The organism is Bradyrhizobium roseum (genome assembly GCF_030413175.1).
GTDB lineage: Bacteria > Pseudomonadota > Alphaproteobacteria > Rhizobiales > Xanthobacteraceae > Bradyrhizobium > Bradyrhizobium roseum.
The window spans coordinates 2,026,710-2,039,583 of the sequence record NZ_CP129212.1 but is presented as its reverse complement, the minus strand read 5'-3'; the positions used below and the strand labels follow the sequence as shown (position 1 = coordinate 2,039,583).

Genomic DNA, 12,874 nt, shown 5'->3' with positions numbered 1-12,874 from the left:
GATGTTTGATTTCGATCGCGTAATTGACCGCCGCGGCACGCACGCGTCGAAGTGGGACATGATGGCCAAGCTTTCAGGGATAACGGCAGCGGATGCGATCCCGATGTGGGTCGCCGACATGGATTTCGCGGCCCCTCCTGGCGTCACGGAAGAACTGACCGCCCTCGTTACCCGTGCCGTCCACGGCTATTACGCCGATACCGGAAGCTGGGCGAACGCACTCGCCGGATGGATGGCGCGCCGGCACGGCCTGTCGATCGACCCGGCCTGGGTGAGCCCCACGCCCGGCGTGGTCTCGGCACTGGGCCTGATCCTTCAAGCCGTCACCGAGCCCGGCGATGAGGTCGTAGTCTTCCCGCCGGCCTATCACGCGTTCCGAAAGATCATTCTAGCCAATGAACGGCGCATTCTGGACGCGCAACTGTCGCTGCGTCAGGGCCGTTACATGATGGACCTCGATGCGCTTGCCACGCAACTCACACCGCGCACAAAAATCGTGTTCTTCTGCAGCCCGCACAATCCGGGAGGGACCGTGTGGTCGGTCGAGGAGATCCGCGCGCTCGCCACGTTCTGCGCAGAACGCAACCTGATCCTGGTGTCCGACGAAATCCACTGCGACCTGCTGCTGGGAGGCGCAAAACATACGCCGACACTGTCGGCCGCGCCCGAGATCGCCGATCGCCTGATCACCTGCGTCGCCGCTACAAAAACCTTCAATCTCGCCGGCGCGCATGTCGGCGCATGCTTCACGTCGAATCCGCTGTTGAAACAGAAAATCGACGCGCGGATCGCGGCGAGCGGCCTCTCCTCCTATAACGCTTTCGGCATGATCGCCACCGAAGCGGCGTGGCGAACCGGCGACGCCTGGCTCGATGCGCTGCTAGCCTATCTCACCGGCAGCCACGATATCTTCAGCACCCGGATCGAACGCGCAGCACCAGGCGCTCGGTCCATGCGGCTCGATGCAACCTATCTGGCCTGGGTCGATTTTTCCGGCACCGGCTTGCCGGCCGAAAACGTCGCGGCAAGAATTAAGGACCGGGCGCGCATCTACGTCAGCCCTGGTGAGCAATTCGGGCCCGGCGGCGCAACCTGGCTTCGCTTCAACTTCGCCACGCCGCGTCCGATTCTCAACGAGGCGCTCGATCGTCTCGATGACGCATTCAAGGATCTCCGGAAGTAGGTTCCAGGTCACCCGCAAAGAAGCCAATACCGCACATCACAAAATGGAACAGCGAGTTCCATGCTGCAGCGCGTGGCATTGAGGCAACACCCCTCGAAAAAGGGCTGACGCGGCAGCCTCCAAACGTTGCGCATTCAATCCGCAATCCGAACAATGCGCGCTGTCGCGTGCTTGGCTATTGGATTCAGGCTCATGCGGAGCCTTGGGAGGCCGGATCATGGACCCATGGCGATTGGAAACGAAGGCGCAGCGCCGCATCAACGCACTGGCTGGCGTGGCGCTCGCAAGCTGCGCGCTCGCCTGGTCCGGCCTCGGTTCGGCCTTGAGCGGAAACACCCGCACGGCCTCGACCGAGAACGCCGCAGCGAAGCCGATCGTGGAACGCCACGATTCGTCTGCTCACGCGCGCGCGGAGCGCACGAAGATTTCGCAGGTCATCGCGCTGGCGAGTGCTTCCATTGGCGACGTCGATATCGCGCCCGCCGCCCTATCTCGGCTGGACAAGGCGTTCACGGCGGCAGCGGACGCGTATCGCTATGAGCCGATATCGCTGTTCGAGATTGCGCTGACCGATTCCGCCCAGGCGGTGCCGGCCGATGCCCCATCTGTCGAAGTCGCAACCATCAACACGCCTGACCCCGAACTCGATCTCGACAACGCCCCGCAAACAATCGGCACCCTCGAAATCAACGAGGAATGCCTGGTCGCGGAAACCTGCATCGACCGCTATCTGTGGGCGCTGTACGAGCGCGCGCCGAAGATCGACGCCATCAAGGTGCACGAACGGCGGAAGGTGCAGATCAAGCGCAAGGGCAAGATGGTGACCGTTACCAGGACTTTCACCAAGCGCGTCGATGAGGAGTTCGCGTGGAAGGACCCGAAGGCAGCGGACCGGGTCGGCATGTCGATGATGGACTATGTCATCGGCGGCATGGACCGGGGCTTCAAGCTGAAGCTCTTCTATATGCTCTACGCCGCCGAACAGGCCGGACTGCAGCCGGGCATCACCAGCGCGTTCCGTGACGACTATCGCCAAGGGATCGCCACCGGCCTGAAGGCCGCGGGTAATCGCTCCTACCATGGCGGCAGCCTGCGTGGCGGCTATGGCAAGGGGCTTGCGGCTGACATCGTCAGCGTGAAGGGCAACAGCCGTGCCCAGCGATGGGTTTCGACCGACAAGCTCTGGAAGTGGGTCGACGAGCGCGGCAAGGATTTTGGCATCGGCCGCCCCTATCTCCATCGTGATCCGCCGCATGTAGGGCCGATCGACGGCCAGGAATACGTCTCCCGCCGCGGCAGCGCGAAGACGCAGGAGGCGGAAGCCGCGACCAAGAAGAAGGTCGTCCGGGTCGCCACGCGGGACGACCGCAGCAAGGCAAAGGCGAAGCCGGCCAAGACCGCAAAACTGTCCAAGACCGCAAAACTGTCGAAAGGCCGGACGATGTAGCCGGTAACGGCGCGCCTCTCTGAAGGCCTGAAAATTCGCGCCGTCTCCGCTCCCGTCAGCAGCAGATCAATGTTTCATCGGCGCCGGCCCGCGAGACACCTCAAGCGGTGTTCCTGACCGCATTAGCCAGCATGGCGTAAAGCTCGCGCTTGGTGAGTTCTCTGGCCGGTGCCGGTGCCGACTTCGCCGCGGCTTTGTTCGGCTTCTTCGACCTCGACACCACCCGATCCACCGGCCGGGCGCAGGCTGCAGCCAACGCCTGCTTCCTCGTTCGCACGGCTACGATCCTGGGGTTGGCGGTTGGCGGCTTGTGACCACGCTTGTGGCCCATCCGCTTCAGCTTGGCGCTCACGGCATTGCGGCTGTAGCCAAGCCTGCCTGCGATCTCACCGGCGCTATGTCCGGCGGCCCAGAGCTCTTTGAGCAGTGCTACGTCTTTCGCATCCCAACTCATGGGAAACGTTTATACACCGAATGACGGATTCAGCAAAGTCGTTGCTGATGGCGTGCGGTCCGACGATTGATCCGTCGTTAACGCAGCCATCAGCAAGCGCTCATCTGGAGTCGCGAGCCCGCACGCCAGCCGCTGCGACCGTCAGGGCGATCGCCGCCGGATCGCAGCAGAGCACCATCAGCAAGATCAGCCAGCGAACTGCGACCTCGGACGACACGCCGGCCATCATGGCCAGGTATTGGATCGGCCCCGCGGACGCTTCGATACGCGAACGCTCGCCGGTCAGCGCCGCGCGCTGTGCCTGCAGGCCGACTAGCGTCGCCGTAGCGGCCTGCCGCTGTGAATCCAGCCCATCGCGCGTCACGCGCTGTTGCGTGGCGATGTTGATCGCCCGTGTTACCCGGCCGAGCCGCGTCGATTCGTCCACCGCCCGATCGATCTGCGCAATGCGGCTGTCGAGGTCGGCAACCACGGCCGATTGCGCCTTGACGCGCGCGTCGAGCGCCTCGATGCGCTCGGTGACGCCGGAACGCGACGTCGCCGCCACGCTGACATGTGCCTCGACCAGCTTGCCGAACACGCCGGCGGCGTTGATCAGCGCGAGGCCGGCGACCAGCGTCACCAGGACCGTACGCATTTTCCAGTTGGTCCGCCGCCAATGCGCGGCCAGCCATCCCGCGATCACGAGCTTGCCGGCCTCCATGGTGCCGGCAAGCACCATCACCGCGACGGGATCGCCGGGAAATATCTCGGCCATGCCCGCGACCGAAAAATAGGCAGCTACCGCCGCCAGCGCGAGGGCGGCCACGAGCGCAAAGGCGCGGCTGGCGAGGGCGCGGTCCGGCACGGCGGTGACTGGCTCCGGCATTGCCGGCGCTGCAATAGCCGCTTCTGGCTCCAGCGGCGCGATCGGCGGTTGCGGCTCGAGATTTGCCTTGTCAGCCTCCGGTACGGCGACATCCGTTGCCGTGACGTCCGTAGTCATGACGTCGGCGATCTTGGCGTCAGCGATCTTGGCCTCTGCGGCCTTGGTCGCCCGGGGTGCCTTGGGGCGTGCCGCCGCCGCGGCAGACCGGGTGCGCTTCTTCGCAGCCGGCGGCGTCTTGCCGGGTGGTCCGGCGTCAGGCTCATCGCCCCCCATCGTCACCAGCCTAGGCGTGCGATGTGCGGCATTCGCCCAGGCGTCTAGCTGATGCCTGATGCGCACGGCATCGCTGCTGTCCTCCGGCAGCGCGGCGGCGGATGTCGCCTGCTTGGTTGCTCGGCCATTCATGTGACCCCCTCGCTCGTCAAAGCGGGAGCCAACTTCTCTTCTGCGAAGAACTGCAGCGCGCCGTAGCCTTCAGTGTCGACAGCATATCGAAAGCTTCCGTCTACGGTCGGAAACACGGCAACAATCGTGCCCGACTCGCGGCCGTTGGCAACATTTTCGACCTGCTCGCCAATCGCAAACTTAGACATCGAAAACTCCTCTTCGGATTCGTCGATGCGATTATACCGCCATGCGCTTGCTTCTCGTTGCCCAACGATGCGCCTTGCGAAAGATCGAACGACGTTGTTGCACGAATGCCTCATCCTGCACGAGGAAGGGAACCGTCATGAACGCGAAAGGCGCAACCCGCGCATCGCGATGCCACGATTGAGCCCGGAATGCGTTCCGGGATGAGCGGGAACCGCTCGAAATATGGGTGGGGCGCTGCGCCACGCCCCGAGCGAAGGCGGATCAGCCCCATCAACCAGCCGGTTGAAAGCTGCGATGGATTGCTTGCGGTCTATCGAGGTGCGCGATTTGGCTTACAGGCCCTGTGACAGTGTTAAGACAGTGGTAGCCATTCCAGCACGCTCCCGTAGTACTACGCTTTGCGAATCATCCGTTCCCACCCCTACTCTCAAAGCAGTGTGCACTCACTGGCATCGCCAGACGCAAATGCACGGAGATGGAAGCGATTGCATGCGCGCAAGGCAGTTTGCGTAAGGGGCGTCCAAAAAAACGGCGGTTACCGATGTTGGCATAAACCCTGCATTGGCTGAACGAATTGGATTTCCTTATCAACGAAGGTCGCCATGCTCGTCACACTCGTCGCTGTTCTCTGCAACAGCCAGCTTTGTCTCGAAAAGGTCGTCACCACCAGCGACCAGTCCGGCATCACCATGAGCGCCTGCGCCGTCAACGCGCAGATCGGAATCGCCGACTGGCTCGCCAAGGGCCCGTATCGCGAATGGCGCCTGCAGCGCTACAAATGCGTGCTCGGAAAATACACGCCCAAAAGCGAAGCGTAAGGCGCCGCCCGCCGGAGTCGATCTCTTTCATTTGACCGTTGCCGGCGTGAAGATCACGCGGTTGTAGCGTCGTGCAGTTCCGGTCGAAGTTCCCAGGCCAGTATAAAAAATCTCGTTGCGAGGCGCCTTGCAGCCTGCCCGTCTCTCAGCCGATGATCTCGGTGAGAGAGGAGAGGCACGATGACCATCACCATCACCGCCTTTGAAAAATCGCCCGACGGCGGCAAGGGATTGGCGCGGGATACGCGCGTGCGCTGGGCGCTCGAGGAAGCAGGTCTTGCCTACCAGGTCCGGCTCGTATCGTTCGACGCGATGAAGCAAGCCGCGCATCTGGCGCTGCATCCGTTCGGACAGATCCCGACCTATCAGGAAGGCGATCTCGTGCTGTTCGAGACCGGCGCGATCGTGCTCCACATCGCCACCCACCATGCGGGGCTGCTGCCGGCCGACGACAATGCCCGGGCGCGCGCGATCGCATGGATGTTTGCCGCACTCAACACGGTGGAGCCGCCGGAGTTGGAGCGGGAAGCCGCCATCTTTCTGGAAGGCGGCAAACCCTGGCGTGCGGAACTGCTGTCGCTGATCGAGGATCGCATCGCGGTGCGGCTCGGCCAGCTTTCCGCTCACCTCGGCAACGCCGACTGGCTCGATGGCGCGTTCAGCGCGGGCGACTTGATGATGGCGTCGGTGCTGCTGCGGATACGATCGTCGGGCCTGCTGGAGAAGTATCCGAACCTTGCCGCCTATCTCGCTCGCGGCGAAGCGCGTCCCGCCTACAGGCGGGCGTTCGAAGCGCAGTTCGCGGTCAACGCGGGCAAGCATTTGTAGATCGGAGCGGTCGAGGCGCCCATCGCCGTAACCACGATTGCGCTCCAGGCACGAAGAAACCCGCATCGGTCAGTTACCGCCGTTAACTACATTTGCGGCCCACAGACGGCGAAACTGCGATTCCACTTGAGGCTAACGAACTGTTAGGGTTGATTGGGCCGGCAAGCCACATTGCAAATCTGAAGCTGAAACCCCGGATTGGATCAGGGCGCGGCATGCATTGGTATGTCTACCCATTGGCGGCGTTTGCCAGCGTCTTCCTGGGCCACTTTTTCGTCGACCAAATCGGCCAACCGATACGAAGCGCGCTGCGTCTTCGGCGCATGGCGCTCGAGCGGACGATGCTCTTCCGGAAGTTCGCGCTACCCAGGCCAAGGGAACTGGCGACCACTTCGCAGGCTATCCACGAGCATGAGCAGGCCGTGCGCAACCTTCGCGGGGCGCTGGCTGCGTTCTATAATCTCGGCACACGCCTGCTTGCGATCGGCGAAAGCGAGCCGTCCGTCCGTATCCTGATGAGGCTTCTCGGCTTCAACGTCGCCCAGGCGGGCCATGCGCTGATCGCACTTTCGCGAACGTGCGCGATAGCGGGGATCGACAGCGACGAGAACCGCCGCGCCATCGGTTGGGCCCTGCACGCGACCCGGATTGCGCTCGGTGCCGCTCGGCCTCGCTCACGCGACGAGCTCTTCAACATCCGCGTTGAACCGATGGATCTGCGCGAACTGAACAAGGGGAGCAGCAGGCACGGCCGGCCGCTCGCTCCCCGTCCCGCCGGGCACCTTCGCCAGTTCGGCCGGGCAGCGCCGGGGCGAATCGCTTCCGCGTCGTAGTCCCGAACAGGATCGCGATCGATTGCAGGCGGTTGCCGATCGGTTTGAGGGGTGGAGCGCGAACGGCACCTTCTTCCCCCGTGCAAGGGCTGACGGGTTTCGCTGCGCCCTACCCGTCCTGCGAATCTACGGCTTCACACGCCGAGCCACGTCAGCCCGCCCGGCAGATCGCAGGCGGCGAAGTCGACTTGCAGAACGCGCCGGTGAGACGCATCGCGGGCGGCCTCGGAGCAGTGAAGAATCGGCGTCGAGTAAAGCCAGATGTCTCCGGCATCAGCAAGGCAAGTAGCGGTCCCGCATCGTTGAACAACCGATTTCACCTCGCCTTCCGGAATTTGTCCAAGCCGATGCGATCCCGGTGCGATCAGGAGCGGCGCGTTGGTCTCCGGCACCGCATCTAAATGAACGCGAAGCGTCACCATGCGGGCCAGCAGATCAAACGGCGGCGCCACGTGAAGCAGGCCGCTTTTGACGGTCCACGGGCCGAAACCCTCGACCTCTACCCGCCGGGTGACCACGATCGTTCGATCCTGATGCCAGGGAAGTCCCCAGTTTGTGGAAGCAGTCTTGTCGAAGAGGATGGCCCTGACCGGTCGGGCGGCTTCGCCAAGGGCCGAGGCCGCCACCTTCGAGATCGCTCCTGATGCGGCAAGAAACGGCTGAAGCGCAGGAATCCCGTGCAGCCTGATGCCGGCTTGATCCGGCGGCAGATTCGCGACTGCATCCTCGAGCCTGCGCAAATCCGACGCGTCGAGCGCTGCGTGGACACGCACCGCGCCGTCCGTTACGAAGTTCACGGCGTCAGGTTCCGGGAGGGCAACGGCTGCGGTCATCTAAACCTACCCAATCGGCTTGAGCCCTGCCTCGATCGCCGCCCGGCGCGGCTCGAGGAACGGCGGCAGCGCCAGTTTTTCGCCCAGCGTTTCCATCGGTTCGTCGGTCGCGAAGCCGGGGCCGTCGGTGGCGATCTCGAACAGAATGCCGTTGGGTTCGCGGAAATACAGGCTGCGGAAATAGAAGCGGTCGACCTCGCCGCTGTTCGGCACGCGCAACTCGTTCAGGCGCTGCGTCCAGGCGTGATACTGCGCTTCATCGGGTGTGCGAAATGCGACGTGATGGACGCCGCCGGCGCCCTGCCGCGCGACGGGCGACTCCTTGTCTTCGAGCACGTGCAGTTCGGCCGCGGGATGGCTTTCCGCCCCCGCCTCACCCATTGCGAATACATGAATCTGCGCGCCATGGGCGGCATAGTCGCGCACGCGGCGCATGTTCATCACCTCGGTCAGCACGGCGGCGGTGCGCGACAGATCGTGCACGGTCAGCACGATCGGGCCGAGCCCGCGGATCTGGTGCTCCACCGGAACGGGGCTGCGCTCCCATGGCGAGGCCGTGCCCACAGCCCCATCGTCGACCAGCACCAGCCGCTGCCCCTCGCCGTCCTCGAACGGCAGCGTGAGGCGGCCATCGACCTCGACGACATCGCGGGCCGCGATGCCGGCCTTTTTCAGGCGATCCCGCCAGTAGCCCAGCGACTTCTCGCCCGCGACGCGCAGGCCCGTGCGCGAGATCGAATTGGTGCCGCGCTGCTCCGGCGCCGCCGGGAAATCGAAGAAGGTGAGATCGGTGCCGGGATTGGCTTTGCCGTCGGCATAGAACAGATGATAGGCGCTGACGTCGTCCTGGTTCACGGTCTTCTTGACCAGCCGCATGCCGAGCAGGCCGGTATAGAAAGCCAGATTGTCCCGCGGTCTTGCCGAGACCGCGGTCAGATGATGAATTCCGCCTAGCTGCATTGCGTTATCCTCGTGGTCGCCCCGGTGGGCGCGACAGTTTCGTCTCTTGCCTGATCATGTAGGATGTGGCCGGATGATTGGCCAGCGGCCCCGTTGCCGCCTGTTGGTGGGCACGCGGAGCGTGTCATCGGGCGCGCATTAGCGCGACCCGGTGGCTTTGCCTACCCTACGAAGCCGCCGCTCTCTTGCACAAACCGCTTCGCGTTTGTCGCAGGCAATGACGCGAAACCGTCAAGCTGCTATGTCACCGTCATGAGAGCAAGCGTAGCCCGGATCAGCGCAGCGACCCGGGTTTTCAACTCCCGCCAGTCCCGCATCGCTGCGCTCATGCGGGCTACCATACCTGGAACGAGTGAGTGCCGTGCATCACCCGGTAATGAACGACACGAAGTGGAACGAACTGCGGCTCGCGATGTACAATACCGACCCCGCGCCGCGCTGGAGTACACTTTGCCAAAATGGTTATCGCTCGGCTCCTGATCGCGAATGGTATTATCATTTTCGAAACGGCGGATATGAGGACATCATTCAGGTCGACATCTTCGCTGACGATCTTGAGCATCGAGAACGCATCAGGATCGCGATAAAGAGAATTCATCTACCCGGAGAGGAAACCGACGATGGATTCCGCATCTATGGATATGCCGAACAGGGACAAACAGTGGATTACCTGTGATGGCAGGCATCAAATATCAACGACTTGCCGTTAAGTAGCCCGGATGAGCGCAGCGACATCCGGGGTTTTCAACTCCGCCGGTCCCGCATGTCGCTGCGCTCATGCGGGCTACGATAGTACGATACTAACCGCCGTCATTGCGAGCGCAGTAAAGCAATCCATCGCGCCGCATCAAGAAATGGATTGCGTCGTCGCTGCGCTCCTCGCAATGACGTTGAAACACCTGGCTGCGAAATCAAAACCATGAGCATCCCCTTTCGTTCTGTTTTTGTAGCGCTGGCGATCGTGCTGGCGTTCGCCGCGTCATCGCGCGCGCAGACGCCCTCACCCGTCGACCTGCGCATGCTCGCGATCAACGATTTCCACGGTTACCTGCGCCCGCCGCCGGGCGGGATCGCGATCACCGATCCCGAAGACAAAGCCAAAAAGATCACCGTCCCTGCCGGCGGCGCCGAGCACATGGCGACGCTGGTCGGCCAGCTTCGCGAGGGACACAAGAATACGATCTTCGTCGCGGCCGGCGACCTGATCGGCGCCAGCCCGTTTCTCTCGGCGATGTTCCATGACGAGCCGACGATCGAGGCGCTGTCGATGATGGGCCTGAACATCTCGGCCGTCGGCAACCACGAATTCGACGAGGGCAAGGATGAGCTCCTGCGCATGCAGAACGGCGGCTGCCATCCGGTTGATCATTGTCAGGGCCCTCACCCCTTCATCGGCGCAAAATTCCGCTATCTGGCTGCCTCCACGTTCGAGAAAGGCAGCGGCAAGACCGTGTTTCCGCCTTACGAGATCCGTGAGTTCGACGGCATCCCGGTCGGCTTCATCGGCCTGACCTTGAAGGGCACACCGAACCTCGTCTCGCCGGTCGGAATCGCCGGCCTCGAATTCCGCGACGAAGCCGACACGGTGAATGCCTTGATCCCGGAACTGAAAGCCCGCGGCGTCGAGGCCATCGTCGTTCTGATCCATGAGGGCGGCTTCTCGCCCGGGGACTACAATGACTGCCCCGGCATTTCGGGGCCGATCGTCGATATCGTGAAAAATTTCGATCGCGCCGTGGACGTCGTGGTGACCGGCCACACCCATCGCGCCTATGTCTGCGAGATCGACGGTCGTCTCGTGACCTCGGGCGACAAATACGGCACGCTCGTCACCGCGATCGATCTCAAGCTCGATCCCGTCACGCGCGACATCGTCAGCGCCAAGGCGGACAACAACATCGTTCGTACCGCAACGTTGGCGAAGGACGCCGCGCAGACCGCGCTGATCGAGTCCTACGACCGGCTCGCCGCGCCGATCGCCAACCGCCCGGCGGGCGCAATCACGGCGACACTATCGCGCATGCCGAACCTTGCGGGCGAAAGCTCGCTCGGCGATATCATCGCCGACGCGCAGCTCGCAGCGACCAGCGCCGAGGCCAAAGGCGGCGCGGTGATCGCCTTCACCAATCCGGGCGGCGTGCGCGCCGACGTCACTCGCCGGGAGGACGGCGCGGTGACCTATGGCGACCTGTTCGCCAGCCAGCCGTTCCGCAACCAGCTGGTGACGATCACGCTGAGCGGAAAACAGATCAAGGACATGCTGGAGCAGCAATGGCTCGATCCGAAGCGGCCAAGGATCCTGCAGGTGTCGAAGGGCTTCAGTTATGTGTGGGACGGATCGAAGCCCGACGGCGAACGCGTCATCGCCGAGCGGATGTCGCTGAACGGCCAGCCGATCGACCCTGCCGCGCACTATCGCGTCACCATCAACAATTTCCTGTTCGTCGGCGGCGACGGCTTTACCGTGCTCACCCAGGGAACTGCGCCGCGGATCGGCGTCTACGACGTCGACGCGCTGCATGTCTATTTTGGGGCAAACAGCCCGGTCAGCCCGGGAGCCGCCGAGCGCATTATCCGGGTCAACTGAGCTTGACGCTGTGGGCCTTTCCGAGCGGCCACTAAGCGCCTAGATTAGCTTCTCCCTGCCGGCGCGCCTCAATGCCAGGATTTTGCATGACGCTGCTTCTGACGCATACCGCCTGTCTCGACCATGTCACGCCTCCCGGGCATCCCGAGCGCCCCGATCGGCTGCGCGCGGTGGCCGAGGTGCTGGGCGAAGACCGCTTCAAGCCGCTGACCCGCGGCGAGGCGCCGGAGGGCAGCCTCGATTCCGTCACGCTGTGCCATGGCGAGCATTATGTCGGCGAGCTCCGCCATATCGCCCCGCAGAGCGGTATGATCTACATCGACGGCGACACCTCGATGTCGCCGGGCACCTGGGAAGCGGTGATGCGTGGCGTCGGTGGCGCGGTGGCGGCGACCGATGCCGTGATGTCGGGTGCGCACCAGAATGCGTTCGTCGCAGTGCGGCCGCCCGGTCACCATGCGGAGGTGTCGAAGCCGATGGGCTTCTGCTTCTTCGACAATGTCGCGATCGCCGCCCGACACGCCCAGCGCAAATACGGCATCGGCCGCGCGGCGATCATCGATTTCGACGTCCATCACGGCAACGGCACGCAGGATATCTTCTGGCACGATCCGACCGTGATGTACTGCTCGACACACCAGATGCCGCTCTTTCCCGGCACCGGCGCCAGCGGCGAGCGCGGCGAGCACGACACCATCGTCAATGCGCCGATGGCGTCCGAGGACGGCGGCGCCAAATTCCGCGCCGCATTCGACAACCTGATCCTGCCGCAATTGCAGAAGTTCGCGCCGGAGCTGGTCATCATCTCCGCCGGCTTCGACGCGCATTACCGCGACCCCCTCGCCTCCCTCAATCTCAAGGCTGAGGATTTCGCCTGGGTGACGCGCAAGCTGATGGACCAGGCCGAGACCAGCGCAGGTGGACGGGTTGTCTCGGTGCTGGAGGGCGGCTACGACCTGCAGGGGCTGAAGGAATCGGTTGCCGCGCACGTCACCACGTTGATGGGCGCCTGAATCCCCGCCACACTAGCCCCACAAAATGTCGTTTGATTCTGCGCCCTTAGGGGCGCATCCGGGAACCCGATATGGCCGAAAATACCCAAGGCGACGTCAAGAAACTCTCCTTTGAGCGCGCGATCGAGGAGCTCGAATCGATCGTGAAGCGGCTCGAGGACGGCAAGGTGCCGCTCGAGGAATCGGTCACGATCTATGAGCGCGGCGAGGCGCTGAAGCGGCGCTGCGAAGAACTCTTGCGGCAGGCCGAAGCCCGCGTCGACAAGATCACCACCGACGCCACAGGCCACGTCACCGGAACCGAGCCGCTCGACGTGCAGTGATACCGAGGGGTGGAATGTCGGTCGCACCCGACTCACCCGAGACAGGCAAATCGGTGGACCCAACGGGCCGAAGAGCCGGGCGAACCGATTTCGTTCTCGATTTTTTGTTGGCGCCCTGCCCAGCCTGTTATAG

Annotated in this window: 14 protein-coding genes; 9 read left to right on the top strand and 5 right to left on the bottom strand. The window is 63.5% G+C overall.

What is annotated here, in order from left to right; genetic code table 11:
* Window position 1: 1 nt before the first annotated feature.
* The gene (locus QUH67_RS09605; protein WP_300946435.1) at window positions 2–1,183 is read left to right on the top strand and encodes a MalY/PatB family protein; all 1,182 of its coding nucleotides are present in this window, start codon (window positions 2–4) and stop codon (window positions 1,181–1,183) included.
* Window positions 1,184–1,400: 217 nt separating this feature from the next.
* Window positions 1,401–2,630 (top strand): peptidase M15, encoded by a 1,230-nt coding sequence (locus tag QUH67_RS09600; protein ID WP_300946434.1) that lies wholly within the window; start codon window positions 1,401–1,403, stop codon window positions 2,628–2,630.
* A 100-nt stretch (window positions 2,631–2,730) separates the two neighbouring features.
* Here the strand turns inward: QUH67_RS09600 and QUH67_RS09595 are convergent, their stop codons facing one another.
* From QUH67_RS09595 to QUH67_RS09585, 3 genes are all read right to left on the bottom strand, one after another.
* Window positions 2,731–3,084 (bottom strand): GcrA family cell cycle regulator, encoded by a 354-nt coding sequence (locus QUH67_RS09595; RefSeq protein ID WP_300946433.1) that lies wholly within the window; start codon window positions 3,082–3,084, stop codon window positions 2,731–2,733.
* Between the two features lie 100 nt (window positions 3,085–3,184).
* On the bottom strand, window positions 3,185–4,357 hold the full coding sequence (locus QUH67_RS09590; protein ID WP_300946432.1) for a hypothetical protein: 1,173 nt from the start codon (window positions 4,355–4,357) through the stop codon (window positions 3,185–3,187).
* The gene (locus QUH67_RS09585) at window positions 4,354–4,545 is read right to left on the bottom strand and encodes a hypothetical protein (RefSeq protein WP_300946431.1); all 192 of its coding nucleotides are present in this window, start codon (window positions 4,543–4,545) and stop codon (window positions 4,354–4,356) included. Before QUH67_RS09585 ends, QUH67_RS09590 begins: the two co-directional genes overlap by 4 nt.
* Before the next feature lie 603 nt (window positions 4,546–5,148).
* Here QUH67_RS09585 and QUH67_RS09580 point away from each other — a divergent pair.
* The 3 genes from QUH67_RS09580 (at window position 5,149) to QUH67_RS09570 (ending at window position 7,025) form a co-directional block, all read left to right on the top strand.
* The gene (locus QUH67_RS09580; RefSeq protein ID WP_300946430.1) at window positions 5,149–5,364 is read left to right on the top strand and encodes a hypothetical protein; all 216 of its coding nucleotides are present in this window, start codon (window positions 5,149–5,151) and stop codon (window positions 5,362–5,364) included.
* A gap of 180 nt (window positions 5,365–5,544) precedes the next feature.
* Window positions 5,545–6,192, top strand: a complete 648-nt coding sequence (locus QUH67_RS09575) for a glutathione S-transferase family protein (protein ID WP_300946429.1) — start codon at window positions 5,545–5,547, stop codon at window positions 6,190–6,192.
* Between the two features lie 215 nt (window positions 6,193–6,407).
* Window positions 6,408–7,025, top strand: a complete 618-nt coding sequence (locus tag QUH67_RS09570) for a hypothetical protein (RefSeq protein ID WP_300946428.1) — start codon at window positions 6,408–6,410, stop codon at window positions 7,023–7,025.
* A 134-nt stretch (window positions 7,026–7,159) separates the two neighbouring features.
* On the opposite strand, the gene QUH67_RS09565 is transcribed toward QUH67_RS09570, so the two are convergent.
* Together QUH67_RS09565 and QUH67_RS09560 are read right to left on the bottom strand one after the other, a co-directional pair.
* Window positions 7,160–7,858, bottom strand: coding sequence for a phytanoyl-CoA dioxygenase family protein (locus tag QUH67_RS09565; protein WP_300946427.1), 699 nt, complete (start codon window positions 7,856–7,858; stop codon window positions 7,160–7,162).
* Window positions 7,859–7,864: 6 nt separating this feature from the next.
* Window positions 7,865–8,818: a ring-cleaving dioxygenase gene (locus QUH67_RS09560; protein WP_300946426.1), complete on the bottom strand. Its 954-nt coding sequence runs from the start codon at window positions 8,816–8,818 to the stop codon at window positions 7,865–7,867.
* 376 nt (window positions 8,819–9,194) lie between these two features.
* Between QUH67_RS09560 and QUH67_RS09555 the strand changes: the two genes are divergently transcribed.
* The 4 genes from QUH67_RS09555 to QUH67_RS09540 all read left to right on the top strand — a co-directional run bounded on the left by QUH67_RS09555 (window position 9,195) and on the right by QUH67_RS09540 (window position 12,741).
* Window positions 9,195–9,494 carry a DUF6678 family protein gene (locus QUH67_RS09555; RefSeq protein ID WP_300946425.1) on the top strand — a complete coding sequence of 100 codons (300 nt, stop codon included), beginning with the start codon at window positions 9,195–9,197 and terminating at the stop codon, window positions 9,492–9,494.
* Window positions 9,495–9,737: 243 nt separating this feature from the next.
* Window positions 9,738–11,405 (top strand): bifunctional metallophosphatase/5'-nucleotidase, encoded by a 1,668-nt coding sequence (locus QUH67_RS09550; RefSeq protein ID WP_300946424.1) that lies wholly within the window; start codon window positions 9,738–9,740, stop codon window positions 11,403–11,405.
* 86 nt (window positions 11,406–11,491) lie between these two features.
* The gene (locus QUH67_RS09545) at window positions 11,492–12,418 is read left to right on the top strand and encodes a histone deacetylase family protein (protein ID WP_300946423.1); all 927 of its coding nucleotides are present in this window, start codon (window positions 11,492–11,494) and stop codon (window positions 12,416–12,418) included.
* A gap of 71 nt (window positions 12,419–12,489) precedes the next feature.
* Window positions 12,490–12,741 carry an exodeoxyribonuclease VII small subunit gene (locus tag QUH67_RS09540; RefSeq protein WP_300946422.1) on the top strand — a complete coding sequence of 84 codons (252 nt, stop codon included), beginning with the start codon at window positions 12,490–12,492 and terminating at the stop codon, window positions 12,739–12,741.
* Window positions 12,742–12,874: the final 133 nt, after the last annotated feature.

Coding starts and splice junctions, on each gene's coding strand:
- QUH67_RS09605 (WP_300946435.1), top strand. CDS start 2: ATGTTTGATTTCGATCGCGTAATTGACCGCCGCGGCACGCACGCGTCG.
- QUH67_RS09600 (WP_300946434.1), top strand. CDS start 1,401: ATGGACCCATGGCGATTGGAAACGAAGGCGCAGCGCCGCATCAACGCA.
- QUH67_RS09595 (WP_300946433.1), bottom strand. CDS start 3,084: ATGAGTTGGGATGCGAAAGACGTAGCACTGCTCAAAGAGCTCTGGGCC.
- QUH67_RS09590 (WP_300946432.1), bottom strand. CDS start 4,357: ATGAATGGCCGAGCAACCAAGCAGGCGACATCCGCCGCCGCGCTGCCG.
- QUH67_RS09585 (WP_300946431.1), bottom strand. CDS start 4,545: ATGTCTAAGTTTGCGATTGGCGAGCAGGTCGAAAATGTTGCCAACGGC.
- QUH67_RS09580 (WP_300946430.1), top strand. CDS start 5,149: ATGCTCGTCACACTCGTCGCTGTTCTCTGCAACAGCCAGCTTTGTCTC.
- QUH67_RS09575 (WP_300946429.1), top strand. CDS start 5,545: ATGACCATCACCATCACCGCCTTTGAAAAATCGCCCGACGGCGGCAAG.
- QUH67_RS09570 (WP_300946428.1), top strand. CDS start 6,408: ATGCATTGGTATGTCTACCCATTGGCGGCGTTTGCCAGCGTCTTCCTG.
- QUH67_RS09565 (WP_300946427.1), bottom strand. CDS start 7,858: ATGACCGCAGCCGTTGCCCTCCCGGAACCTGACGCCGTGAACTTCGTA.
- QUH67_RS09560 (WP_300946426.1), bottom strand. CDS start 8,818: ATGCAGCTAGGCGGAATTCATCATCTGACCGCGGTCTCGGCAAGACCG.
- QUH67_RS09555 (WP_300946425.1), top strand. CDS start 9,195: ATGAACGACACGAAGTGGAACGAACTGCGGCTCGCGATGTACAATACC.
- QUH67_RS09550 (WP_300946424.1), top strand. CDS start 9,738: ATGAGCATCCCCTTTCGTTCTGTTTTTGTAGCGCTGGCGATCGTGCTG.
- QUH67_RS09545 (WP_300946423.1), top strand. CDS start 11,492: ATGACGCTGCTTCTGACGCATACCGCCTGTCTCGACCATGTCACGCCT.
- QUH67_RS09540 (WP_300946422.1), top strand. CDS start 12,490: ATGGCCGAAAATACCCAAGGCGACGTCAAGAAACTCTCCTTTGAGCGC.